This window comes from Brevundimonas sp. SH203 (assembly GCF_002157625.1).
Classification (GTDB): Bacteria; Pseudomonadota; Alphaproteobacteria; order Caulobacterales; family Caulobacteraceae; genus Brevundimonas.
Map to the genome: position 1 here is coordinate 324605 of NZ_BDMM01000001.1, position 23666 is coordinate 348270.

The 23666-nt window shown below is 66.0% G+C and carries 21 protein-coding genes and 3 tRNA genes; 5 read left to right on the top strand and 19 right to left on the bottom strand.

The genetic code is table 11. From position 1 onward, the window contains the following. The 14 genes from nuoK to SH203_RS01655 form a co-directional block, all read right to left on the bottom strand. On the bottom strand, positions 1-306 hold the full coding sequence (gene nuoK / locus SH203_RS01590) for an NADH-quinone oxidoreductase subunit NuoK (RefSeq protein WP_039247409.1): 306 nt from the start codon (positions 304-306) through the stop codon (positions 1-3). After that, positions 306-932 carry an NADH-quinone oxidoreductase subunit J gene (locus SH203_RS01595; protein WP_087119122.1) on the bottom strand — a complete coding sequence of 209 codons (627 nt, stop codon included), beginning with the start codon at positions 930-932 and terminating at the stop codon, positions 306-308. Before SH203_RS01595 ends, nuoK begins: the two co-directional genes overlap by 1 nt. A gap of 72 nt (positions 933-1004) precedes the next feature. After that, positions 1005-1496: an NADH-quinone oxidoreductase subunit NuoI gene (gene nuoI / locus SH203_RS01600; protein WP_017503987.1), complete on the bottom strand. Its 492-nt coding sequence runs from the start codon at positions 1494-1496 to the stop codon at positions 1005-1007. Positions 1497-1536: 40 nt separating this feature from the next. After that, positions 1537-2610 carry an NADH-quinone oxidoreductase subunit NuoH gene (gene nuoH, locus SH203_RS01605; protein WP_087119123.1) on the bottom strand — a complete coding sequence of 358 codons (1074 nt, stop codon included), beginning with the start codon at positions 2608-2610 and terminating at the stop codon, positions 1537-1539. 3 nt (positions 2611-2613) lie between these two features. After that, a complete protein-coding gene (gene nuoG / locus SH203_RS01610) occupies positions 2614-4659 on the bottom strand; it encodes an NADH-quinone oxidoreductase subunit NuoG (protein WP_087119124.1) in 2046 nt (681 codons plus the stop codon). Continuing rightward, a complete protein-coding gene (locus SH203_RS01615) occupies positions 4659-5045 on the bottom strand; it encodes a hypothetical protein (protein WP_087119125.1) in 387 nt (128 codons plus the stop codon). Before SH203_RS01615 ends, nuoG begins: the two co-directional genes overlap by 1 nt. Before the next feature lie 2 nt (positions 5046-5047). Beyond that, entirely contained in the window at positions 5048-6361 is a 1314-nt protein-coding gene (gene nuoF, locus SH203_RS01620) for an NADH-quinone oxidoreductase subunit NuoF (protein WP_087119126.1), read from the bottom strand. Positions 6362-6363: 2 nt separating this feature from the next. Next, a complete protein-coding gene (locus SH203_RS01625; protein ID WP_087119127.1) occupies positions 6364-6591 on the bottom strand; it encodes a hypothetical protein in 228 nt (75 codons plus the stop codon). After that, the gene (locus SH203_RS01630; protein ID WP_087119128.1) at positions 6591-6854 is read right to left on the bottom strand and encodes a hypothetical protein; all 264 of its coding nucleotides are present in this window, start codon (positions 6852-6854) and stop codon (positions 6591-6593) included. The genes SH203_RS01625 and SH203_RS01630 overlap by 1 nt, the downstream gene beginning before the upstream one ends. After that, positions 6854-7531: an NADH-quinone oxidoreductase subunit NuoE gene (gene nuoE, locus SH203_RS01635; protein WP_087119129.1), complete on the bottom strand. Its 678-nt coding sequence runs from the start codon at positions 7529-7531 to the stop codon at positions 6854-6856. The genes SH203_RS01630 and nuoE overlap by 1 nt, the downstream gene beginning before the upstream one ends. Further along, a complete protein-coding gene (locus SH203_RS01640; protein WP_143275677.1) occupies positions 7528-8706 on the bottom strand; it encodes an NADH-quinone oxidoreductase subunit D in 1179 nt (392 codons plus the stop codon). The genes nuoE and SH203_RS01640 overlap by 4 nt, the downstream gene beginning before the upstream one ends. 86 nt (positions 8707-8792) lie before the next feature. Beyond that, complete coding sequence (locus SH203_RS01645) at positions 8793-9422, bottom strand: NADH-quinone oxidoreductase subunit C (RefSeq protein WP_087119130.1); 630 nt, start codon at positions 9420-9422, stop codon at positions 8793-8795. Continuing rightward, on the bottom strand, positions 9419-10048 hold the full coding sequence (locus SH203_RS01650; protein WP_087119131.1) for an NADH-quinone oxidoreductase subunit B family protein: 630 nt from the start codon (positions 10046-10048) through the stop codon (positions 9419-9421). Before SH203_RS01650 ends, SH203_RS01645 begins: the two co-directional genes overlap by 4 nt. Continuing rightward, positions 10018-10395, bottom strand: coding sequence for an NADH-quinone oxidoreductase subunit A (locus tag SH203_RS01655; RefSeq protein WP_055753485.1), 378 nt, complete (start codon positions 10393-10395; stop codon positions 10018-10020). The genes SH203_RS01650 and SH203_RS01655 overlap by 31 nt, the downstream gene beginning before the upstream one ends. A 205-nt stretch (positions 10396-10600) precedes the next feature. Here SH203_RS01655 and SH203_RS01660 point away from each other — a divergent pair, with 205 nt between their 5' ends. The 3 genes from SH203_RS01660 to SH203_RS01670 all read left to right on the top strand — a co-directional run bounded on the left by SH203_RS01660 (position 10601) and on the right by SH203_RS01670 (position 12563). Beyond that, positions 10601-12232 carry an AbgT family transporter gene (locus SH203_RS01660; protein WP_087119132.1) on the top strand — a complete coding sequence of 544 codons (1632 nt, stop codon included), beginning with the start codon at positions 10601-10603 and terminating at the stop codon, positions 12230-12232. Between the two features lie 96 nt (positions 12233-12328). Beyond that, positions 12329-12405 (top strand) — tRNA-Asp (locus tag SH203_RS01665). An 81-nt stretch (positions 12406-12486) separates the two neighbouring features. Next, positions 12487-12563 (top strand) — tRNA-Asp (locus tag SH203_RS01670). 229 nt (positions 12564-12792) lie between these two features. Here the strand turns inward: SH203_RS01670 and SH203_RS01675 are convergent. Then, positions 12793-14043 carry a glycosyltransferase gene (locus SH203_RS01675; protein WP_087119133.1) on the bottom strand — a complete coding sequence of 417 codons (1251 nt, stop codon included), beginning with the start codon at positions 14041-14043 and terminating at the stop codon, positions 12793-12795. Between the two features lie 311 nt (positions 14044-14354). Between SH203_RS01675 and SH203_RS01680 the strand changes: the two genes are divergently transcribed. After that, a complete protein-coding gene (locus SH203_RS01680) occupies positions 14355-17654 on the top strand; it encodes an autotransporter outer membrane beta-barrel domain-containing protein (RefSeq protein ID WP_087119134.1) in 3300 nt (1099 codons plus the stop codon). 58 nt (positions 17655-17712) lie between these two features. Here the strand turns inward: SH203_RS01680 and SH203_RS01685 are convergent. The 4 genes from SH203_RS01685 to clpX form a co-directional block, all read right to left on the bottom strand. Beyond that, positions 17713-17789, bottom strand: a tRNA-Val gene (locus SH203_RS01685). A gap of 33 nt (positions 17790-17822) precedes the next feature. Beyond that, positions 17823-18098 carry an HU family DNA-binding protein gene (locus SH203_RS01690; RefSeq protein ID WP_087119135.1) on the bottom strand — a complete coding sequence of 92 codons (276 nt, stop codon included), beginning with the start codon at positions 18096-18098 and terminating at the stop codon, positions 17823-17825. A 103-nt stretch (positions 18099-18201) separates the two neighbouring features. Further along, positions 18202-20598, bottom strand: coding sequence for an endopeptidase La (gene lon / locus SH203_RS01695; protein ID WP_087119534.1), 2397 nt, complete (start codon positions 20596-20598; stop codon positions 18202-18204). 956 nt (positions 20599-21554) lie between these two features. Beyond that, positions 21555-22823: an ATP-dependent Clp protease ATP-binding subunit ClpX gene (clpX, locus tag SH203_RS01700; protein WP_087119136.1), complete on the bottom strand. Its 1269-nt coding sequence runs from the start codon at positions 22821-22823 to the stop codon at positions 21555-21557. Positions 22824-23017: 194 nt separating this feature from the next. Here clpX and SH203_RS01705 point away from each other — a divergent pair, with 194 nt between their 5' ends. Next, positions 23018-23665 carry an HAD-IB family hydrolase gene (locus SH203_RS01705; RefSeq protein WP_087119137.1) on the top strand — a complete coding sequence of 216 codons (648 nt, stop codon included), beginning with the start codon at positions 23018-23020 and terminating at the stop codon, positions 23663-23665. The last annotated feature ends 1 nt before the right edge of the window (position 23666 follow it).

Sequence of the window (23666 nt, forward strand, 5' to 3'; positions counted from 1 at the left end):
TCAGCCCTTCATCACGGAGGCGTCGTCCACGGCGATGTCGCCGCGGTTACGGAAGAAGGTCACCAGGATGGCCAGGCCGACGGCGGCCTCGGCGGCGGCGACGGTCAGGACGAACATGGCCATGATCTGCCCGCTGATCTCGTTCAGATAGGCCGAGAAGGCGACGAAGTTGATGTTCACGGCCAGAAGGATCAGCTCGATCGACATCAGGATGATGATGACGTTCTTGCGGTTCACGAAGATGCCGAACACCCCGATGGTGAACAGGATCGCGGCGACCGTCAGATAGTGGGTCAGACCGATCATCACAGAAGCTCCTCGGCGCTGACGCCCTCGCCCGTGGCGGCGGGCTTGATCTCGACCGACTTCAGACGGTCGCGGTTCACCTGATCGCCGGGGTTCTGGCGCTTGATATGCGGCTTGTGCCGCAGCGTCAGGGTGATGGCGCCGATCATGGCGATCAGCAGCACGATCCCGGCCGCCTGGAAGAAATAGACATAGTCGGTGTAGAGGACGCGACCGATGGCCTCGACATTGGTGACGCTGGCGTCAGGCGCGCCCGGCGCCGGCAGGCCCGCCGCCGCCCCGCCCTGCACCACGGCGACCGAGACGATGATCATTTCGGCCAGCAGCACGGCGGCGATGATCGCCCCCAACGGCAGATAGCGCGCATAGCCTTCGCGCAGCTTCAGGAAGTCCACGTCCAGCATCATGACGACGAACAGGAACAGCACCGCGACCGCGCCCACATAGACGACGACCAGCAGCATCGCCAGGAACTCGGCCCCCAGCAGGACGAACAGACCCGCCGACGAGAAGAAGGCCAGGATCAACCACAGCACGCTGTGCACCGGGTTGCGCGCGGTCACGACCAGAAGGCCGGAAACCGTGGCGACCGCCGCCAGCAGATAGAAGGCTATGCCTTGCAGCATGTCGGGACGAAGCCCCTTTCGTATCGGCCGCGACCCCGTCTGGAATCGGCGACCCGTTTAGCGAGATGCGCCTTAGCGGTAAGGCGCGTCGAGTTCCAGATTCTTGGCGATCTGCCGTTCCCAGCGGTCGCCGTTATCGAGCAGGCGTTGCTTGTCGTAGAGCAACTCTTCGCGCGTCTCGACGGCGAATTCCGAGTTCGGCCCCTCCACGATGGCGTCCACCGGGCAGGCCTCCTGGCACAGGCCGCAGTAGATGCATTTGACCATGTCGATGTCGTAGCGGGTCGTGCGGCGGCTGCCGTCGGCGCGCGGTTCGGCCTCGATGGTGATGGCCTGGGCCGGGCAGATGGCCTCGCACAGCTTGCAGGCGATGCAGCGTTCCTCGCCGTTCGCATAGCGACGCAGGGCGTGTTCGCCCCGGAAGCGCGGCGATTGCGGATTGCGCTCGAACGGATAGTTCACGGTCATCTTGGGCCGCGCCATATATTTCAGCGACAGGCCGATGGCGCCGATGACGTCCAGCATCATCGCGCCCTTGGTCGCCTGGACGATACGGGTGAACATCAGAGCTTATCCTTGAGAACGGGCGTCGTCGCAGCGACCATCACGACCCCACCACGAACACGCGCCAGGCCGACACGATCACGACCGCGACCAGCGAGGTCGGCAGGAAGATCTTCCAGCCCAGGCGCATCAGCTGATCGTAGCGATAGCGCGGCACGAAGGCCTTCACCATGGAGATCATTACGAACCAGAAGACGGTCTTAGCCATGAAGGTCAGCAGATAGATCGCATAGGCGACCCAGACCGGCAGGCTGTCCATCCAGGCCTGCGGCACGCCGGGGTTCCAGCCGCCGAAGAACAGCAGGCTGATCATCGCCGACATGAAGACGATGTTGACGTATTCGCCCATCATGAACAGCAGATACGGGGTCGAGCTGTATTCGACTTGATAGCCGGCGACCAGCTCGGACTCGGCCTCGGGCAGGTCGAACGGCGGACGGTTGGTTTCGGCCAGGGCCGAGATGAAGAAGATGATCGACATCGGGAACAGGATGACGACCAGCGGCCAGGTGTCGGCGCCGCCGCCGAAACCGTACCAGTTCCAGAACATCCCCTTCTGGCTCTCGACGATGGCCGATAGGTTCATCGTGCCGGCCAGCAGGATCACATTGATGATGATCAGGCCCAGCGAGACTTCATAGGACACCATCTGCGCCGCCGAACGCAGCGAGCCCAGGAACGGATACTTCGAGTTCGACGCCCAGCCGCCCATGATGATGCCGTACACGCCCAGCGACGACACCGCGAAGATGTACAGGATGCCGACGTTCAGGTCCGACACCACCCAGCCGGGGGCGAACGGAATGACCGCCCAGGCCATAAAGGCCAGGATGACGGTGATGATCGGGGCGATGATGAAGACCGCCTTGTCGGCGCCGGCCGGGATCACGACCTCCTTCAGCACGAACTTGATCATGTCGGCGAAGGATTGCAGCAGGCCGAAGGGACCGACGACGTTGGGGCCCTTGCGCATCTGCACCCCGGCCCAGACCTTGCGGTCGGCCAGCAGCAGGAAGGCGACGGCTATCAGCACGCCGACCGTGATCAGCAGCACCTGACCGACGGTGATCAGCGTCCAGCCCAGGGGGGTGGCCCAGAAGGAAACGGGGTCCATGGCTTACTCCGCCGCCATCGCGACCGGCTGGGTCCGCAGGGCGGACAGCTCGGCCATGGTCGCGCTGGCGCGCGCGATCGGGTTGGAAAGATAGGGGTCGGCGATGACCGACACGAAGGCCCGGTCGCCCAGATCGCCCTTGGCGCCCAGCGACGCCACGTCGAACGCCGCCGGCGCCGGCAGATAGTCGATGCGGCCGAAGGTCGGATGGTCGCCCATCAGCTTGTCGCGCAGCTGCTCCAGCGTGTCATAGGGCAGCGTCTGGTCCACACGGGCCGACAGGGCGCGGATGATGGCCCAGTCTTCCTTGGCCTCGCCCTTCGGGAACACCACGCGCTCGGTCATCTGCACCCGGCCCTCGGTGTTGACGTAGAGGCCCGACTTCTCTGTATAAGCCGCGCCCGGCAGGATGACGTCGGCGCCGTGCGCGCCGCGGTCGCCGTGGCTGCCCAGATAGACGCGGAAGGCGTTGGAGCCGGTCGGATCGACCTCGTCGGCGCCCAGCAAGAACAGCACGTCCAGCGCGTCCGGCTTCAGCATTTCCGAAACCGTCAGGCCGCCGTCAGCCGGGACGAAGCCCATGTCCAGACCGGCGACGCGCGCGGCAGCGTGGTGCAGGACGTTGAAGCCGTTCCAGCCGTCCGCGACGACGCCGACGGTCTTGGCCAGGGCGCCCAGGGCGTTCAGGACGGCCGAACCGCCCTCCCCGCCCAGCGCGCCGGCGCCGACGATGATCGCCGGCCGCTCGGCCTTGGTCAGGAAGTCCAGCGCCGACTTGGGCAGCTTGGCCAGGGTCTGCGTTCCCGCGCCCAGATAGGCGTAGTCGAAGGTCAGGTCGGCCTGTTCGCCGATCAGGCCGATCTCCATGTCGCCCTTCAGCCAGGCCTTGCGCAGGCGGGCGTTCAGCAGCGGCGCCTCGGTGCGCGGATTGGCGCCGACGATCAGAACGGCGTCAGCCTTTTCAAGCCCTTCCAGGCCGGAGTTGAACAGCCAGCCCTCGCGCGGGCCATAGCCCAGCGCGGCGCCGTCTTGGCGGCAGTCGGTGTTGTTCGACCCCAAGGCGCGGAACAGGTCCAGCGTCGCCTTCATCGACTCGGCGTCCTGCAGGTCGCCCGCGATCACGCCGATGCGGTCGGACGGCGCGGCCTTCAGCTTGGCGGCGACGGCGTCCAGCGCTTCGTTCCACGAGGCGGCGCGCAGCTTGCCGTTCTCGCGAATCCACGGGCGGTCCAGACGACGCGCGGTCAGGCCGTCGACGACATAGCGGCTCTTGTCCGACAGCCACTCCTCGTTGACGCCCTCGTTGACGCGCGGCAGCACGCGCATGACCTCGGACCCGCGATAGTCGGCGCGGATGTTCGAGCCCAAGGCGTCCATGACGTCGATGGTCTCGGTCTTCTTCAGTTCCCACGGACGATAGTGGTACTGCCAGGGGCGGTGCGTCAGGGCGCCGACCGGGCACAGGTCGTTGACGTTGCCCGACAGTTCGGACGCGACCGACTTCTCCAGATAGGTCGTGATTTCAGCATCTTCGCCGCGCGAGATCATGCCGATGTCCGGCACGCCGGCGACCTCGGTGATGAAGCGGACGCAGCGGGTGCACTGGATGCAGCGCGTCATGAAGGTCTTGATGGTGGGGCCCATCGCCTTCTCTTCGACCGCGCGCTTGTTCTCCGAATAGCGCGAGCCGTCGCGGCCATAGCCGACCGACTGGTCCTGCAGGTCGCATTCGCCGCCCTGGTCGCAGATCGGGCAGTCCAGCGGGTGGTTGATGAGCAGGAACTCCATCACCCCTTCGCGGGCCTTCTTGACCATCGGCGTGTCGGTGAAGATTTCCTGGCCATCGGCGGCCGGAAGCGCGCACGAGGCCTGGGGCTTCGGCGGTCCGGGCTTCACCTCGACCAGGCACATGCGGCAGTTGCCGGCGATGGACAGGCGTTCGTGGTAGCAGAAGCGCGGGATTTCCTGCCCTGCGCGTTCGGCGACCTGGAGCACGGTCATGCCGGGCTCGAACTCGGTTTCGACGCCGTTGACCTTGGCGATAGGCATCAGCGGGCCTCTTGCTTGGCGGCGGGAGCCGCCATTTGTACATCCACGGACATCGGCTGACCGTCGCGGAACAGGCCCGCGCCGTCGGCTTCCGCCCGACATTCGAATTCCAGCCGGCCGCCATCGACCGGCGCGCGCCACGACACCTGGGCCGTGCGTTCGTCGGTGGCGGTGAAGGCGACGGCGTCGCCCTCCTGGCCATACATGCGGTTCACGACGTCGCGGCAGGCCGCTTCGAGGTTCGCCGGAGCCGCCGGCGCCGCGACCGGCGCAACCTGGGCCGACGCCGCCGCAGGCGCGGTCGGCGCCTGTGGCGCAGCCTTTTTCCCCTCGCCGCAAGCCGCGAGGGTCGGAAGCGTCAGCAACAGGGCGACGGCGAGGCGCATCCCTACTCCGCCGCGATGGCGTGGCCGGCGAAGTTCGCGCGGCGGCTGCGATAGTTGGCGATCCGCTCTTCGATCTCGTGACGGAAGTGACGGATCAGGCCCTGAACGGGCCAGGCGGCGGCATCGCCCAGAGCGCAGATGGTGTGGCCCTCGACTTGTCCGGCGACGTCCAGCAGCAGGTCGATCTCCGACGGATCGGCCTCGCCCACCGCCATCCGTTCCAGCACGCGCCACATCCAGCCGGTGCCTTCGCGGCACGGGGTGCACTGGCCGCAGCTCTCATGCTTGAAGAAGTAGCTGATGCGGGCGATCGCCTTCACGATGTCGGTCGATTGATCCATCACCGTGACGCCGGCCGTCCCGAGGGACGAACGCATCTCGCGCATGGAATCGAAGTCCATCAGCACCGTCTCGGCCTGTTCGCGCGTGATGACCGGGCAGGACGCGCCGCCGGGGATGATGGCCTTCAGATTGCTCCAGCCGCCGCGCACGCCGCCGCCGTGATCCTCGATCAGCTGGCGCAACGGGATCGACATGGCCTCTTCGACCACGCAGGGCGTGTTCACATGGCCCGACAGGGACATCAGCTTGGTGCCGGTGTTGTTCGGACGGCCGAAGCCAGCGAACCAGTCGGCGCCGCGACGCAGGATCGTGCCGACGACGGCGATGGACTCGACGTTGTTCACGGTCGTCGGGCAGCCATACAGACCTGCGCCGGCCGGGAACGGCGGCTTCAGGCGCGGCTGGCCCTTCTTGCCTTCCAGCGATTCCAGCAGGGCCGTCTCTTCGCCGCAGATATAGGCCCCGGCGCCGTGGTGGATATAGACGTGGAAGTCCCAGCCGTGGACGTTGTCGTCGCCGATCAGCCGGGCCTCGTAGGCCTGTTTGACGGCGGCTTCCATCCGCTCGCGTTCCAGCACGTATTCGCCGCGCAGATAGATGTAGCAGGCATGGGCCTGCATCGCGAAGCTGGCGATCAGCGCGCCTTCGATCAGCAGGTGCGGATCATGGCGCATGATCTCGCGGTCCTTGCAGGTCGCAGGCTCGGATTCGTCGGCGTTGATGACCAGGTAGTGAGGACGATCCTTCACTTCCTTGGGCATGAACGACCACTTCAGGCCAGTCGAGAAGCCGGCGCCGCCACGGCCGCGCAGGCCCGAGGCCTTGACGTTGTTGATGATCCAGTCGCGACCAAGGTCCAGCATGTCCTTGGTGGCGTTCCACGCGCCGCGCGACTTCGCCCCCTCTACGCCCCAGTCGTGCAGGCCGTACAGGTTGGTGAAGATGCGATCCTTGTCTTCGAGAATGCCGACCATCTTCAGTTCCGATCTCCGCGCGTGCCTGCGCGCTTCGTCATGCTACGGCCCCAGAGCGCGATCCCGACACCCATGACCGCGATCACCGCGCCGACGGGTATCATGATGTCCAGATCGACCGGGATTACGCCCATCAGCGTCAATACGATCAGCCCCAAACCAACAACCACGTCGATCAGGCCGAGCAGGTAGAAGGTTTTAAAATCAACAGGCTTGGCTTGCTTCGCCATCACAGCCCCTCCGCCAGACGGCGCTTGTGGTGGCGCGTGCGCATCCAGATGGCCGCGAGGACCATCACCCAGCCGGCCGCCAGCATGAAGTAGGAGAGATTGACCGCCCAGGCCCCGACCGCGCCCTGGCGCGACATCAGGACCAGCACGGCCGCGCCGACGACCATGGCCAGGCCGCCGGCCCGCAACGGACGCCCCACGCCCCGTAGTTCCTTGCGATAGGCCGCGCGGCCCTCGTCGGTGTTCAGATCGGGCGGCGACATCAGGCCGGGGCCTTCTCGACCGGGGCCGGATCGCTGTTGGGCAGCTTCTTGATCGGCTTGGCTGCCGAACCGTCATACAGTTTGGCGTCCAGCAGAGTCCTGGCCCCGCCTTCCGGCGCCGCATTGGTGCGACCGATGTAGGAGCCGCGCTCCGGCGTCTTGCCGGCGGCGAAATCGTCGATGATCTGGCCGATCGTCTCGGGCGTCAGATCCTCGAAATAGTAGTCGTTGATCTGGGCCATCGGCGCATTGGAACAGGCGCCCAGGCATTCGACTTCCTGCCAGGTGAAGCGGCCGTCGGCGGACAGATGATCCTTGGGACCGATCTTCTCCTTGCAGACGCGCATCAGCTCGTTGGCGCCGCGCAGCATGCAGGGCGTCGTGCCGCACACCTGGATCAGCGCCGTCTTGCCGACCGGCTCCAGCATGAACATGGTGTAGAAGGTCGCGACCTCCAGCACCCGGATATAGGCCATGCCCAGAAGGTCGGCGATGGCGCGGATGGCGGGCTCGGAGACCCAACCCTCCTGCTTCTGCACCAGCCACAGGACCGGGATCACCGCCGACTGGCGACGCCCTTCGGGATATTTTTTGATCCACCATTCTGCCTTGGCCATGGTGTCGGCCGAGAAGGCGAACGAGGCGGGCTGTTCCTTGGCGAGACGACGAACGCTCATCGGTCCACTTCTCCGAAAACGATGTCGAGCGAGCCCAGGATGGCGGACACGTCGGCCAGCTGGTGGCCCCGGTTCATCCAGTCCATCGCCTGCAGCGAGCGGAAGCCCGGCGCCGAGATCTTCACGCGATAGGGTTTGTTGGTGCCGTCCGACACCAGATAGATGCCGAACTCGCCCTTGGGCGCCTCGACCGAGGCGTAAACCTCACCCTCGGGCGTCGAGAAGCCTTCGGTGTACAGTTTGAAGTGATGGATCAGCGATTCCATCGACCGCTTCATCTCGCCGCGACGCGGGGGGACGATCTTGTTGTTCTCGACCATCACCGGCTCGCCGGGGCAGTTGCGCAGCTTGTGGATGCACTGCTCCATGATCCGCACAGACTGCTTCATCTCCTCGATGCGGACCAGATAGCGGTCCCAGCAGTCGCCGTTCTTGCCGACGACGACGTCGAACTCCAGATCGGCGTAGCATTCGTAGGGCTGCGACTTGCGCAGGTCCCAGGCGATGTCCGATCCGCGCAACATGACGCCGGTGAAGCCCCAGGCCAGGGCCTGTTCCTTGGACACCACGCCGATATCGACGTTGCGCTGCTTGAAGATGCGGTTTTCCGTGACCAGGCTTTCGATGTCCTTCAGCGCCGGCGGGAACTCGTGGCACCAGCGGCCGATGTCGTCGATCAGGTCCATCGGCAGGTCCTGATGGACGCCGCCGGGACGGAAATAGTTGGCGTGCAGACGGGCGCCGCAGGCGCGCTCGTAGAACACCATCAGCTTCTCGCGCTCCTCGAAGCCCCAGAGCGGCGGCGTCAGGGCGCCGACGTCCATGGCCTGGGTCGTCACGTTCAGCATGTGCGACAGGATGCGGCCGATTTCCGAATACAGGACGCGGATCAGCTGCGCCCGGTACGGAACCTCGATGCCAAGCAGCTTCTCGATGGCCAGGCAGAAGGCGTGTTCCTGGTTCATCGGCGAGACGTAGTCCAGCCGGTCCAGATAGGGTACGTTCTGAAGGTAGGTGCGCGCTTCCATCAGCTTTTCGGTGCCGCGGTGCAGCAGGCCGATGTGCGGATCGACGCGCTCGACGATCTCGCCGTCCAGCTCCAGCACCAGACGCAGCACGCCGTGCGCTGCCGGGTGTTGCGGGCCGAAGTTGATAGTGAACTTGCGGTCTTCCATCTCGCGCGCGTGGGCCGTGCGGGTGTCCAGGTCGTCCTCGAACACATCGACGCCCAGCGGCGCCACGGTGGGGTTTCCGTCAGCCATTACGCCTGGCCTCCCGCCTTTTCGTCGCCCGGCAGGACCGGCGCGGGGTATTCGGCGCCTTCCCACGGCGACAGGAAGTCGAACGTGCGGAACTCCTGGGTCAGCTTGACCGGCTCATAGACCACGCGGCGCTGTTCCTCGTCGTAACGGACCTCGACATAGCCCGTCATGGGGAAGTCCTTGCGGAGCGGATGCCCCTCGAAACCATAGTCCGTCAGCAGGCGGCGCAGGTCCGGGTGGCCCGAGAACAGCATGCCGTACATGTCGTAGGCTTCACGCTCGAACCAGTTGGCGGCCGGATAGACGCCGATGATCGTCGGCACGGGCTGAACCTCGTCGGTCGACACCTTGACGCGCAGGCGCGCATTCCGGGTCAGCGACATCAGGTGATAGACGACCTCGAACCGCTCCTTGCGATCCGGGTAGTCCACGCCGCACAGGTCCAGCAGCTGCTGGAAGCCGAACTGGTCGCGCAGCGCGATCATCACCTCGACGATCCGCTCGCGCGGCGCCACCAGCGTCAATTCGCCAAAGGCCACCTGGGCCTCGACGCCCAAAGCACCCACCATTTCCGCGCCCAGCGGCGTCAGAACGGCCTCGTGTTGAGCCTGGACAGCAAGGGAGGTCATCGGTCGATCGTCCCTGTGCGACGGATCTTCTTCTGCAGTTGCAGCAGGCCGTAGAGCAGCGCCTCGGCCGTCGGCGGACAGCCCGGAACATAGACGTCCACCGGCACCACCCGGTCGCAGCCCCGAACGACGCTGTAGCTGTAGTGGTAGTAGCCGCCGCCGTTGGCGCAGCTGCCCATCGACACGACGTAGCGCGGGTCGGGCATCTGGTCGTAAACCTTGCGGATGGCGGGGGCCATCTTGTTGGTCAGGGTGCCGGCGACGATCATCAGGTCCGACTGACGCGGGCTGGCGCGCGGAGCCATGCCGAAGCGTTCGACGTCGAAACGTGGCATCGACATCTGGATCATCTCGACGGCGCAGCAGGCCAGGCCGAAGGTCATCCACATCAGGGAGCCGGTGCGCGCCCAGTTGATCACGTCGTCGGCGGCGGCGACCAGATAGCCCCGCTCGCCCAGCTCCATGTTCACGGCCTCGAAGAACTTGTCGTGGACCTTGGGGTCATAGCCTTCGACGGTCGAGCGGGCCCCGGCGCCGGCCGGAACCAGCGGCGCGCCCGATGCGGACACCAGGCCCGCGGGCTTGGAAGCGGCGACTACTCCCATTCCAGGGCTCCCTTCTTCCATTCGTAGATGAAGCCGATGGTCAGCACGCCCAGGAAGACCATCATCGACCAGAAGGCGAACACCATGCCGGCGTGCGACAGGTCGAACATCGACACCGCCCACGGGAACAGGAAGGCCACTTCCAAGTCGAAGATGATGAACAGGATCGACACCAGATAGAAGCGGATGTCGAACTTCATGCGCGCGTCGTCGAAGGCGTTGAAGCCGCACTCATAGGCCGACAGCTTCTCGCTGTCCGGGCTCTTCGGCGCCAGCAGCAGCGGCAGCACGATGAACAGGACGCCGATGAAGGCCGCGACGCCGGCGAACACCAGCACGGGCAGATATTCTAAAAGAAATGCGTTCATTCGAAGAACCTCGTCCGCCGGGGAGAGGCGGGATTCGGCGCTTCTTAGACCCAACAACGTCGCCGTTCAAACCCCTGCGGCCATTGGCTTTTCATTGAGAATGGATCGCAAGTTCGCGGGCCATATGTCGCAGGCCCGGCGCTTGCGCGTCTCGCGTCGCCAAAGCCCTATGGCGGTCCCACTCGCGTAACCGAAAGTCATCCGAATGAGCGTCGCCAGCCGCGCCCTGAACGCCGTGGAACGGATCGGCAATCGCCTGCCCGACCCGGTCTTCCTGTTTCTGTGGCTGATCGGCGGACTGATCGTGCTGAGCCTGGTCGGGGCGGGCCTGGGCTGGTCGGCGGTCAATCCCGTCACCGGCGACCGGCTGGCGGCGCAAAGCCTTCTGTCAGGCGAGAATCTGGAGCGGCTGATCATCGGCATGCCGCGCACCCTGGCCGACTTCCCGCCCCTGGGCATCGTCATCACCATCATATACGGGGCCTCGGTCGCCGAGCGGACGGGCCTGTTCGCCACCGCCATTCGCGGCGCCCTGCTGAATGCGCCGCGCGCGATACTGACGCCGGTCGTGGTGATCACCGGCATGGTGTCCCACCATGCGTCGGACGCTTCCTATGTCGTGGTCATTCCGCTGGCGGCGGTGATCTTCGCGGCGGCCGGGCGTCATCCGCTGGCGGGGCTGGCCGCCGGTTTCGCCGCCGTGTCGGGCGGATACGCCGGCAATCTGTTTCCGGGAGCCAGCGACGCCCTGATCCTGGGGATCACCGAGCCGGCCGCGCGGCTGATCGACCCGTCCTATTCGGTCAATATCGCCGGCAACTGGTTCTTCATCGTCGGCGTCGTCTTCGTCTTCACCCCCATCGTCTGGTTCCTGACCGACCGGGTCATCGAGCCGCGCCTGGGGGTCTGGATGCCCGCCGAAGGCGTCGCCGCGCCCAAGGCCTCGGAAAAGGAGCCTCTGACGGCCGCCGAAAAGCGCGGGCTGAAGTTCGCCGGACTGGCCCTGATCGGCATGATCGCGCTGTGGGCGCTGATCACCGTCCTGCCCGGCTCGCCCTTCGTGGACCCGGATGCCGATCCCGAACAGCGGTTCAATCCGCTCTACAAGTCCCTGGTCGCCTTCTTCGCCGTCACCTTCTTCGTCACCGGCGGGGCCTATGGCGCAGGGTCCGGGGCGATCCAGTCGCACCGCGACCTGGTGACGATGATGCGCGACGGCATCGCCCAGCTGGCGCCCTATATCGTGCTGGCCTTCTTCGCCGCCCATTTCGTGGCCATGTTCAACTGGTCCGGCCTGGGGCCGATCCTGGCCGTCCATGCGGCGGCGGGGCTGAAGAGCATCGCCCTGCCCGCGCCGCTGCTGCTGATCTGCGTGGTCTTCGTCTCCTGCTTCTTCGACCTGTTCATCGGATCGGCCTCGGCGAAGTGGTCGGCCCTGGCGCCCATCGTGGTGCCGATGTTCATGCTGCTGGGTATTTCGCCCGAGATGACGACCGCCGCCTATCGCATGGGCGATTCGGTGACGAACATCGCCACGCCGCTGATGAGCTATTTCCCGCTGATCCTGACATTCGCCCAGCGATGGGACCCGCGATTCGGCCTGGGGTCGCTGATGGCGACCATGCTGCCCTACGCCGGGGCCTTCCTGATCGCGGGGCTCTGCATGGTAGCGGCCTGGGTGGCGTTCGACCTGCCGCTCGGGCCTGGCGTGGGCGTCCACTACGAGCCGCCGCCGCCCGCCGTCGCCGCGCACGAGCCGGCGGGCGGCGGCCTGGCCGGCCCGCACAGCCCGCCCCAGGCGGCCGTCGTCGCTCCGTCCACAGCCCCGTCGCGCTGAGCGGCGTCTTTCTCCGAAATGGTCGCTTGACGCGCTGGGTCGGGCCGCCTAAACGACGCCCCTCGCCGGGGCGCACATCCGCTTCGGCCGGGAAACGCGGGTGTAGCTCAGTTGGTTAGAGTGCCGGCCTGTCACGCCGGAGGTCGCGGGTTCGAGCCCCGTCACTCGCGCCACTCTCTCTAGAGATAGAAAGAGTGGCGCACGCCGCCTTCCCAAAAAGCTTTCGAAACAGCTCAAAAGTTTCGACCTGATACGCGGGTGTAGCTCAGTTGGTTAGAGTGCCGGCCTGTCACGCCGGAGGTCGCGGGTTCGAGCCCCGTCACTCGCGCCACTTCTTTTCCAGACATCGTTATAAAGAAGTGGCGCGCCCCCGCCTGCACGAGCCAAGCGCCTGGGTTCAATCAATCAAATCCCGTCATTCCGGGGCGTCCGCAGGACGAACCCGGAAGCCAGAAGACGTGCATCCGGCGTCGGAGGCGTTCAACAGCGCGACCGTGGCCCTGGGTTCCGGGTTCTTCGCTGTGCTCAGCCCCGGAACGACGAACTGGGAGGCCCGCCCCCTAATGCAGATGCAGTTCCGCGTCCGGGGCCATGAAGGCCGTCTCGCCGGTCAGTTGGCCATAGACGGCGCACAGATCCTCGAACACGCGGTTCCAGGCGAACTGGCTGACCGCCTTTTCGCGCGCAGCCCGGCCGATGGCTTCGATGTCGCGGGCGAACAGGGCCTCGACCGCCTCGGCGTAGTCCGTCGCCTCGGCGCGCGCGGCCAGTTGCCCGACGGAATCGTCCACCGTCTCGGCCACGCCGCCCGCGTTGACGCCCACGACCGGCCGGCCGCAGGCCATGGCCTCCAGCACGATCAGGCCGAACGGCTCCTTGTCGTTGGCGTGAACGAAGGCGTCGCAACTGGCGATGATCTTGGCCACGGCGCGGGGATCGGTTTCGTAAGGCAGGGAGATGACCCGATCCTCGTCCGGCATCCCCGACCCGGCGCCGACCAGCACCAGATGATAGGGCGCGCCAAGCTTCTGAACCGCCTCGATCAGGACATCGACGTTCTTTTCCTTGGCGGGCCGGCCGGCGAAGCACAGCAGACGCGCATCTTGGTCCAGACCCAGCCGGTCCAGCAGCCATTGCCGGTCGCGACGCTCGGGCCGGAAGGTGTCGATCTCGACGCCCAGCGGCCGGATGACGATATTGTCCACGCCCGCCTCTTCCAGACGCCGGGCGATGAAGCGGCTGGGCGACACCACGCGGTCGAACTGGGAGAACAGACGCGCCCAGCGCTTCTCCACCGGCTTCTTGGCCCATTCGCCGAAGTGCAGCGCCGCGAGGCCCGCCGGATCGGAATGGCAGAAGCCGACGACCGGGCATCCGACGCGCTGGCCGGCCTCCAGGGCGCCCTGCCCTGCCGTATAGGGATCGCCCGCCTCGATGATCGACGGCTTCATCGCCGCCACCCAGGCGCTCCAGCGCTTGACCGAGGTGGGCCAGCGATAGCCGTCGCCGAACGGCAGTTTGGTGGCGCGCAGCCGCACCACCCCGTCCGACCCCGCCTTGTGCCGCGCGCCCGGCACGATCAGCGAATGGCTGACGCCCGGCCGATTGGCCTCGATCCACGCCTTCTTGGACAGCAGATAGCGTTTCACCCCGCCCGAGCGCGGGGCGTACAGCATGGTGGTGTCCACCAGACGCGGCCGCTGATCCATCGCCGCCGCCTTCAGGGCGCGCAGCGTGTCGGCGACTTCCACATCCAGCCCCGGAATCAACCGGAGTTCGCTTTCCTGGACGTCGAGGTCGGTCATGCTCATGGGGCGTTCTCGTGCGGCTTGGGCTGTCGAACGCCGAAGGGGTTCGTTGGATGCGTCCCGGGGACGCGGCGCCGAGCCTTTCGTGGCCCGTAAACCCGGCCGTGGCAAAGCTCAAGAGCGGCCTCGTCAAATCGCTCCGTATTCGCCGCAAAGCTCGGGTTTCGCAGAACGCCAGTCTCGTCATAGACAGGGCCGCCGACGGTTGCGGCCTTGTATTCGCCTCAAATTCGATAAACTTGAGGAAGGCTGGCGCAGACCCTGCTAAAGGGTCGCCTGTACCGTTGTGCGTGACCACCAGGGGTTTCTACCGAATGCGTATTCTGCTCGCGACCGCCGTGGCGATCGCCCCTTTGATGGTCGCCACCGGGTCTCAAGCCGAGATCGTCATCTCGAACGCCCGCACCACGCCGATCCAGACGTCGACCGCGACCGGAACCGGCCCTGACAACATCCGCCTGGCCAGCGGCGGCAGCGTCGCGGTGACGTCGGGCGCGGCGGTGACGCTGGATTCCAGCCACTCGGTCGATCTGGACAGCGGCAGCTCCATCACCATGGACAAGTCGGCCGACGGCTCGACCGGCATCCTTGTCAACGGCGGCAACACCGGATCGGTGACGGTCGGCGGCTCCATCACCGTCAACGACACCCAGGAAACCGCTGACGTGAAAGACACCGACGGCGACGGCGACCTGGACGGTCCCTTCGCGACCGGAACCGGCCGCTATGGCGTGCGCGTCGTCGGCCCCTCGCCCCTCACCGGCAACGTCCTGGTCGAAAGCACCGGCGCGATCACGGTCGAGGGCAACAACTCTTATGGCCTGGCCGTCGAGACGGGCCTGAACGGCAAGCTGCAGAGCCTGGGCACGATCCGCGTGACCGGCGACAATACGGCGGGCATCCGCACGACCGGGCCGATCTCCGGCAACGTCGATCTGGCCGGCACGATCTCGGCCCTGGGCGCCAATGCGACCGGCGTCTCCATCGAGGGCGACGTGGGCGGCGCGCTGAAGATCCATTCCTCGGTCGTCGCCACCGGCTATCGCTACACCACCCCGCCGCCGGCCCGGCCGGCGACCGGCACCTTCGACAACGCCACCACCCTGTTCCTCGATGAACTGGACGCCGACGACCTGCTGCAGGGCGGACCGGCGGTTCGCGTCGCCGGCAATGTCGCGGGCGGCGTCCTGCTCGACAAGGCGCTGGCCTATTCCGCCGCCGGCATCGACGGCGACGACAACAACAATGGCGTCAAGAACGGCGACGAGGACGACGACGGCGACGGCATCAAGAACCGCGACGATCCCGACCGCAACGGCAACGGCATCCCCGACGCCAGCGAGACGACCGCTTCCATCACGTCGCTGGGCGGCGCCCCGGCCCTGCTTGTGGGCTCGACCAGCCGCGCGGTGACGCTGGGCGCGGTCGGCACGGGCGATGCGGCCTATGGCCTGATCAATCGCGGCTCCATCACGGCGTCCGGCCTGTATTCGGGCGTCGAGGCGCGCGCCGTCCAGCTGGGCGTCACAGGCGGTCAGGCCGTCAACGTCGTCGGCGGTGTGCGGAACGAAGGCGGCGTGTCCTCGACCGCCTTGGACGCCAACGCCACCGGCCTGTGGATCGGCTCGGGCGTGACCGCCCCCGCCATCGTCAACACGGGCGCCATCCAGGCCGTCGCCTCCGGCAAGCAGACCCAGAACGCGACCGGCATCCTGATCGGCGCCGGCGCCAATGTCGGCTCCCTGACCAACACGGGCAACCTCGTCGCCTCCTTCGGCGGCAATCAGGGTTCGGCCGTGGTCATCCACGACCAGTCGGGCACGCTGAGCCAGCTGAGCAACGCCGGCTCCATCATCGGCTCCCTGTCCCCCAATGCGACCGACACCAATCCGGTGACGGGCACGGTCACGGCCATCGACCTGTCGGCCAACACCTCGGGCGTCACTCTGCGCCAGTACGGCATCCCGGCCGCCGCCGGCAGCACAGCTGTCGACACCGACAAGGACGGGGTGCCGGACGCCAACGAACCGGCCATCGTCGGCGCGATCAAGCTGGGCTCGGGCGCCGACACGCTCAACATCGAAAACGGCGTCGTCAACGGCGACATCGATTTCGGCGCCGGGGCGGACAAGCTGAACATCAGCGGCGGCGCCGTGGTGACGGGCGCGATCAAGAACGCCGACAACCTGCTGGACATCAATATCGGCAAAGGCACGCTGAACGCGACCCAGACCGGCGCCGTGGGCATCTCCAGCCTGAACGTCGGCTCGGAAGGGTCGCTACTGGTCAATCTGGACCCGGCCAACAACCGCGCCGGCGGCTTCAACGTCAGCGGCAATGCGACCCTGGCCACCGGCTCTACGCTGGGCGTGCGCTTCTCCTCGCTGCTGGACGGACCCAAGCGGTTCGACGTCATCACCGCCGGCTCGCTGAACGTCGGCCAGATCAACCAGAGCCAGCTGACCGACAATTCGCCCTACCTCTATGTGGTCGAGGCCGGGGTTAATCAGTCGGCCAACACCCTCTATGTCGACGCGCGCCGCCGCACGGCCGTCGAGGCCAGCCTGATCCCGGTCGAGGCCTCGGCCTATGACGCCGTCTATGCCGCGCTAGGCTCCAATGAGACGGTGCGCAACCTGTTCCTGTCGCAGACGAACCGCGACGGCTTCATCAACGCCTATGAGCAGATGCTGCCCGACCACTCGGGCGGTCCCCTGATGTCGTTGTCGGCCGGCGTCGACGCCGTGACCCGCGCCTTGACCGGCCGCAACGCCGTCGCCGCCCCCGGCGAAACCAGCGCCTGGGTGCAGGAGATCAACTTCTACGCCGACAAGGACAAGACCGATTCCTACGGCTTCCGCTCCGAAGGCTTCGGCGTCGCGGGCGGCGTGGAAAAGGGCACGGGTCTGGGCGCGCTCGGCATCTCGGCCGCCTTCACCTCCTCGGACATCAAGGACCCCGAGGCCGAGGCCGAAGAAGTCCTGTCCGCCAACCTGCTGGAGCTGGGCCTCTACTGGCGCGCTCAGGGCCAGTACTGGACGACCTGGGCCCGCGCGGCCGGCGGCTACGCCAGCTTCAGCGCTGACCGCTCGCTGGTCGCCAGCGGTGTCTATCTGAACAACAAGTCCGACTGGCACGGCTGGACCGCCGCCGTCGCGGGCGGCGCTTCCTACGAGCGCAACTTCGGACGCCTGAACATCCGCCCGGAAATTTACGGCGAATATTTCAGCCTGTCGGAAGGCTCGCGCAGCGAAAAGGGCGGCGGCGACGGCTTCGACCTGAACATCGATTCGCGCGACGGCCACATCTTCTCGGCCGTGGCGGCGATGAACGTCGGTTACGGCTTCGGCCGCAACGGCTGGATTCGCCCGGAACTGCGCGTCGGCTATCGCCAGAACATCTCGGTGGACGCCGGCAAGACCATCGCCCGCTTCGCCAGCGGCGGTCAGGACTTCACCCTGTCGCCGGCCGGCATCGAGGGCGGCGGGCCGATCTTGGGCTTCCGCCTGAACTTCGGCAACGAGCTGGGCATGCTGTCGTTGACCGGCGACGCGGAGCTGCTGGAGGATTACGTCCGCTACTCCCTACTGCTTAGGGCCAGCTTCCGCTTCTGATCGAAACAAACCCTGAAAACACGAAAGGCCGCCGGAGCGATCCGGCGGCCTTTTGTTATGGTAGGCGGCGACGGGTTCGAACCGCCGACCCTCTCGGTGTAAGCGAGATGCTCTGACCAGCTGAGCTAGCCGCCCTCAAATCGGAGACGGGCTTATGCCCGTCCCGCCTCAACCGTTCAAGGCGCTTTTCAAGCCTTCGCCGGGGCGAAAGCGCGCGGTGCGCGAGGCCGGGCGGGCCACGGCGGCGCCGGTCTGGGGATTGCGGGCCACGCCGGCCTTGCGATCCACGGCGACGAAGCTGCCGAAGCCGATCAGCTTGACGTCCTGGCCCTTGGTCAGGGCCTCGGCGACGCCGTCGGTGAAGGCCTCAAGAGCCGATTTCGCCTGGTCGCGGCTGATATTCGCCGCCGTGGCCATGCGGCCGATCAGTTCTGCCTTGGTCATTGTCGCCTCCCAGCCGAATCACTAAAGGTCAGATCGGCGGTTGCGTCAAAAGCGAAACGCCGCCGGAGCGTGTCTCCGGCGGCGTCCTGACTTCAACCGGGCGTCAGTGGCTGACGGTTGCGGCCGGCCCGTCGAGCGGCGGAACGGGCGCGGGCAGCGGTTCGGCCGCCTCGTCCCACTCCACCGGAGTCAGGGTGCCGACCAGCGCCCATTTCAGCGCCTCGTCCGCCGTGGAGATCGGCACGATCTCCAGTGCCGACTTCACATTGTCGGGCACATCGGCCAGGTCTTTCTCGTTCTCCTGCGGGATCAGCACGGTCTTGACGCCAGAGCGCAGCGCCGCGAGCAGCTTCTCCTTCAGGCCGCCGATGGCGGTGACGCGGCCGCGCAGGGTGATCTCGCCGGTCATGGCGATGTCCTTCCTGATCGGAATGCCGGTCAGGACCGACACCATGGCCACCGTCATGGCGACGCCGGCGGACGGGCCGTCCTTGGGCGTGGCGCCGTCCGGCACGTGAACGTGGATGTCGATCTTCTCGAACACCGGCGGCTTGACGCCGAAGGCCAGGGCCCGCGAGCGGACGTAGGAGGCCGCCGCCGAGATCGACTCCTTCATTACATCCTTCAGATTGCCGGTCACGGTCATGCGGCCGCGACCGGGCATCTTGATAGCCTCGATGGTCAGGATGTCGCCGCCGAACTCGGTCCAGGCCAGGCCGGTGACGATGCCGACCTGATCTTCCTCGTCCGTCTCGCCATAGCGGAACTTCTTGACGCCCGCATAGTCGGCCAGCTTGGCCTCGTCGACCGTGATCGACTTGGCGCCCGTCTTGGCCATTTCGCGGACGGCCTTGCGCGCCAGACCGCCCAGAGCGCGCTCCAGCGAACGCACCCCGGCCTCGCGGGTGTAGTAGCGGATCAGGTCGCGGATCGTGTCGTCCGGCACGATCAGTTCGCCGTCCTTCAGCCCGTGGTCCTGAAGCTGCTTGGGCAGGACGTGACGCTTGGCGATCTCGACCTTCTCGTCCTCGGTGTAGCCCGACACCCGGATGATCTCCATCCGGTCCATCAGCGGCTGCGGCATGTTCAGGCTGTTCGCGGTCGTCACGAACATAACCTGCGACAGGTCGTAATCCACCTCCAGATAGTGGTCGCCAAAGGTCGAATTCTGGGCCGGGTCCAGCACCTCCAGCAGGGCCGAGGACGGATCGCCACGCCAGTCGGAACCCAGCTTGTCGATCTCGTCCAGCAGGACGAAGGCGTTGGTGGTCTTGGCCTTTTTCATCGACTGGATGATCTTGCCCGGCATGGAGCCGATGTAGGTCCGGCGGTGGCCGCGAATCTCGCTCTCGTCGCGCACGCCGCCCAGCGACATGCGGACATATTCACGCCCGGTCGCCTTGGCGATGGACTTGGCCAGCGAGGTCTTGCCGACGCCGGGAGGGCCGACGAGGCACAGGATCGGCCCCTTCAGACTGCCGGTGCGGGCCTGGACGGCCAGATATTCGATGATCCGTTCCTTGACCTTCTCCAGACCGAAGTGATCCTCTTCCAGGATGTCCTCGGCCTTCTGCAGGTCGATCGGCTTCTGCTTGGCCTTGCCCCACGGCACGGACAGCAGCCAGTCCAGATAGTTGCGGACCACGGTCGATTCCGCCGACATCGGGCTCATGTTGCGCAGCTTCTTGACCTCGGCCTCGGCCTTGGTGCGGGCCTCCTTGGACAGGCGCGTCTTACGGATGCGCTTCTCCAGGTCCATGATCTCGTCGCGCGCGTCGTCGGTCTCGCCCAGCTCGCGCTGGATCGCCTTCATCTGCTCGTTCAGATAATATTCGCGCTGGGTCTTCTCCATCTGGCGCTTCACGCGCGAGCGGATCTTCTTCTCGACCTGCAGGACCGAGATTTCGCCCTCCATCAGGCCATAGACCTTCTCCAGCCGCTTGGGCACGTCGAAGGTTTCCAGCAGGCCCTGTTTGTCGGTGATCTTGACCGACAGATGGGCGGCGACCGAGTCCGCCAGCTTGGAGGCGTCGGTGATCTGGGGGATGGAGCTGAGGGCCTCGGGCGGCACCTTCTTGTTCAGCTTCACATAGTTTTCGAACTGCTCGACCACGGCGCGCAGCATGGCCTCGGCCTGGGAGGCCTCGCCCGGTTCGTCGGCGATCTCGACGGCCTCGGCCTCGAAATAGTCCTCGCGGTCGGTGAAGCGGGTCAGGTGCGCGCGGCCCTTGCCCTCGACAAGCACCTTCACCGTGCCGTCGGGCAGTTTCAGCAGCTGAAGCACGCTCGCCAGCACGCCGATGGGATAGATGGCGTCCGGCGACGGATCGTCGTCCACGCTGTTCTTCTGTGTCGCCAGAAGAATCTGTTTCTCGCCCTTCATGATCTCGTCGAGCGCCTTCACCGACTTCTCGCGGCCGACGAACAGCGGCACGACCATGTGCGGGAAGACGACGATGTCCCGCAGCGGCAGGACGGGCAGGGTCTTGGTTTCAGTCATGATGCACATACTCCCGGGCCATTGCGTATCTCCGGCCCGCCGCCACGGTCGCCCGGACAACAGGCCCGGACAGCGCGTGACGACCCGTCGATTCCGACGGCGTTCGGATGAGTATGTGGTTTGAAAGACCCGCGGTTCAAGCGTGGCGGGCGAACGGCCCACATCTGCGTGGTCGCAAGGGTGCGTTCGGGAGCGGACAGAGGTGATCGGCCTCGCGCTTTCGCAGCGAAGTCATGGAGGGCTGGGCGGAGCGCCGGGCCTTCGCCCGGAGTATGATTAGAGATTACCGTTTCGACGAAGGTGTTGACGCTCCGCGCGGAAGGTTGGCCTGCAAGCTCGGGGCGTCGAGCGGTGGCGGTCTTATCGCCTAACCCCATAAGCCTGCGACGGGTCGGCAGGGTCTGCGAAACCCCGTCCCGAGTGCGATCGAGTATCCCCCTCGACCCTCCGACGGCGCTCCATGAGTCGCCGCCGGCGCGATGGAGTTTCACCACCGCTCCCGTTCCCTCCGCTCTCGCCGCCGCAAGGTCGCAGGCCAGGCGAGCCCTCCATGCGACGAGACGGGGCTAGAATACGCGCGTTTCGGAGGGGGGATGGGAGATGGGGTACATAATTCGCCAAGCGGCTGGATTCGCTGGGAAACCACCAGCGTCATTGCGATGGCTAGGCGTAATGCACGCCCTCCAGACCCGTCATCCTCGGCCTTGTGCCGAGGCCCCACGGTAAGGCAGGTGCGAAAGTTGGAGACGGCGCACAACAGTTCTTGCGCCCGCCCTTTGACCGCGCGGCGGACGGGTGGGGGCTCGGCACAAGGCCGAGGATGACGGAATGGAAAGCGAGGATGACTGAGTGGAAGGAAAACGAAGCGCTGTGCGGTTTCGAGTTCCCCTCCACCGCACGAAAAAGGCCGGGGAAGTCGCCCTCCCCGGCCCTCGTTCTTCGGTTTTCAGGCTCGATCAGGCGGCGCCGTCGGCCTTTTTCTTCGAGGCTTCCGAATAGATCAGCAGGGGCTGGGCCTTGCCGTCGATGACTTCGGCGTTGACCACGACCTCTTCGACGCCTTCGAAGGTCGGCAGTTCGAACATGGTCTCCAGCAGGATGCCTTCCAGGATCGAACGCAGGCCGCGCGCGCCGGTCTTGCGGGTGATGGCCTTCTTGGCCACGGCGGTCAGGGCGTCGTCGGTGAAGGTCAGTTCGACATTCTCCATCTCGAACAGACGCTTGTACTGTTTGACCAAGGCGTTCTTCGGCTCGGTCAGGATCGTGACCAGGGCCGCCTCGTCCAGATCCTCCAGCGTCGCCAGAACCGGCAGACGGCCGATGAACTCGGGGATCAGGCCAAACCGCATCAGGTCGTCCGGCTCGACGCCCTTCAGGATGTCGCCGGTGCGACGCTCGTCGATTTCCTTGACCTGGGCGCCGAAGCCGATGGAAGCCCCCGCGCCGCGCGCCGAAATCACCTTCTCAAGGCCGGCGAAGGCGCCGCCGACGATGAACAGGATGTTGGCGGTGTCGACCTGCAGGAACTCCTGCTGCGGATGCTTGCGCCCGCCCTGCGGCGGCACGGAGGCGACGGTGCCTTCCATGATCTTCAGCAGGGCCTGCTGCACGCCCTCGCCCGACACGTCGCGGGTGATCGAGGGATTGTCGGACTTGCGCGAAATCTTGTCGATCTCGTCGATATAGACGATGCCGCGCTGGGCCCGTTCGACGTTGTAGTCGGACGCCTGAAGCAGCTTCAGGATGATGTTCTCGACGTCCTCGCCCACATAACCGGCTTCGGTCAGGGTGGTGGCGTCGGCCATGGTGAAGGGCACGTCGATGATGCGCGCCAGCGTCTGGGCCAACAGCGTCTTGCCCGAGCCGGTCGGCCCGATCAGCATGATGTTCGACTTGGCCAGTTCGACGTCGTTGTTCTTCGTCGCGTGGTTCAGGCGCTTGTAGTGATTGTGAACCGCGACCGACAACACCTTCTTGGCGTGGGCCTGGCCGATGACATAGTCATCCAGCACGTCGCGGATTTCCTTGGGCGAAGGCACGCCGTCGGTCGTCTTCTTGAAGCCGATCTTGTGCTCTTCGCGGATGATGTCCATGCACAGTTCGACGCATTCGTCGCAGATGAACACGGTCGGGCCCGCGATCAGTTTGCGGACCTCGTGCTGGCTCTTTCCGCAGAACGAGCAGTACAGGGTGCTTTTGGCGTCGGAACCGGCTGCTTTGGTCATAGACCCTTATCTCACTCCCGCGGTGCGGACCGAAATGGCCCGTAACGCGCTTCCCTCACGTTGATTCCAGCAGACTGGACGCGAAGGTCTTCAAAAAATGACAATCACCCATCACACGTTCCACGACAACCCCGAAGGCGATGGGGGATTGTTGCAGTGCGTGGATGGATCAGTGTCGACGGGGATCAAGGCGAATGTCTGACATGGGAAATCCGGGGCCGGAGCGCCAGTCCCCCCGCCCGGAGCAGCCGATCGTGGCCTTCGATTTCGACGGCACACTGACGATTCGCGACAGCTTCACCGAGTTCTTGCGCTGGCGCGCCGGGCCGGGGGGATGGGCGCTAGGCTTGGTCAAGCTGGCGCCCGCGCTCGCCGCCTATGCGCGCGACCGCGACCGGGGGCGGATCAAGGCGGCTTCGGTGCGCGAGTTCCTGCACGGCGTGGACCGCCCTACGCTGGAGGCGGAGGCGGCGGCGTTCGCCGATCAGATCTGGCCCCGTTTCATGCGGCCCGACGCGCTGAAGGTCTGGGACGACTGGGGGCGACGGGGCGCCCACCGCGTCATCGTGACCGCCTCGCCGGTCACAACGGTCGCCCCGTTCGCGAAACGCCTGGGCGCCGAGGCCCTGCTGGGGACCGAGTTCGTCTTCGACGCCGACGATCGGATCACCGGCGACTTCGCCGGCCCCAATTGTCGCGGCGCGGAAAAGGTGCGGCGGCTGAAGGCCGCCTATGGCGACACCATGACGCTGGCCGCCGCCTACGGCGACACCTCGGGCGACACCGAAATGCTGGCGATGGCCCAGGAGGCCGGGTTCCGGGTCTTTACGGAAAAGCCCTGAC

Bases quoted from the DNA above. Each gene is read 5' to 3' on its own strand.
- SH203_RS01595 (WP_087119122.1), bottom strand. From the start codon at position 932: ATGCTGCAAGGCATAGCCTTCTATCTGCTGGCGGCGGTCGCCACGGTT.
- SH203_RS01660 (WP_087119132.1), top strand. From the start codon at position 10,601: ATGAGCGTCGCCAGCCGCGCCCTGAACGCCGTGGAACGGATCGGCAAT.
- clpX (WP_087119136.1), bottom strand. From the start codon at position 22,823: ATGACCAAAGCAGCCGGTTCCGACGCCAAAAGCACCCTGTACTGCTCG.
- SH203_RS01640 (WP_143275677.1), bottom strand. From the start codon at position 8,706: ATGGAAGACCGCAAGTTCACTATCAACTTCGGCCCGCAACACCCGGCA.
- SH203_RS01645 (WP_087119130.1), bottom strand. From the start codon at position 9,422: ATGACCTCCCTTGCTGTCCAGGCTCAACACGAGGCCGTTCTGACGCCG.
- SH203_RS01630 (WP_087119128.1), bottom strand. From the start codon at position 6,854: ATGTCGCCGCCCGATCTGAACACCGACGAGGGCCGCGCGGCCTATCGC.
- lon (WP_087119534.1), bottom strand. From the start codon at position 20,598: ATGACTGAAACCAAGACCCTGCCCGTCCTGCCGCTGCGGGACATCGTC.
- nuoK (WP_039247409.1), bottom strand. From the start codon at position 306: ATGATCGGTCTGACCCACTATCTGACGGTCGCCGCGATCCTGTTCACC.
- SH203_RS01675 (WP_087119133.1), bottom strand. From the start codon at position 14,043: ATGAGCATGACCGACCTCGACGTCCAGGAAAGCGAACTCCGGTTGATT.
- SH203_RS01655 (WP_055753485.1), bottom strand. From the start codon at position 10,395: ATGAACGCATTTCTTTTAGAATATCTGCCCGTGCTGGTGTTCGCCGGC.
- nuoE (WP_087119129.1), bottom strand. From the start codon at position 7,531: ATGAGCGTTCGTCGTCTCGCCAAGGAACAGCCCGCCTCGTTCGCCTTC.
- nuoG (WP_087119124.1), bottom strand. From the start codon at position 4,659: ATGCCTATCGCCAAGGTCAACGGCGTCGAAACCGAGTTCGAGCCCGGC.
- SH203_RS01705 (WP_087119137.1), top strand. From the start codon at position 23,018: ATGTCTGACATGGGAAATCCGGGGCCGGAGCGCCAGTCCCCCCGCCCG.
- SH203_RS01690 (WP_087119135.1), bottom strand. From the start codon at position 18,098: ATGACCAAGGCAGAACTGATCGGCCGCATGGCCACGGCGGCGAATATC.
- SH203_RS01650 (WP_087119131.1), bottom strand. From the start codon at position 10,048: ATGGAAGAAGGGAGCCCTGGAATGGGAGTAGTCGCCGCTTCCAAGCCC.
- nuoH (WP_087119123.1), bottom strand. From the start codon at position 2,610: ATGGACCCCGTTTCCTTCTGGGCCACCCCCCTGGGCTGGACGCTGATC.
- SH203_RS01680 (WP_087119134.1), top strand. From the start codon at position 14,355: ATGCGTATTCTGCTCGCGACCGCCGTGGCGATCGCCCCTTTGATGGTC.
- SH203_RS01615 (WP_087119125.1), bottom strand. From the start codon at position 5,045: ATGCGCCTCGCCGTCGCCCTGTTGCTGACGCTTCCGACCCTCGCGGCT.
- nuoI (WP_017503987.1), bottom strand. From the start codon at position 1,496: ATGTTCACCCGTATCGTCCAGGCGACCAAGGGCGCGATGATGCTGGAC.
- nuoF (WP_087119126.1), bottom strand. From the start codon at position 6,361: ATGGTCGGCATTCTCGAAGACAAGGATCGCATCTTCACCAACCTGTAC.
- SH203_RS01625 (WP_087119127.1), bottom strand. From the start codon at position 6,591: ATGGCGAAGCAAGCCAAGCCTGTTGATTTTAAAACCTTCTACCTGCTC.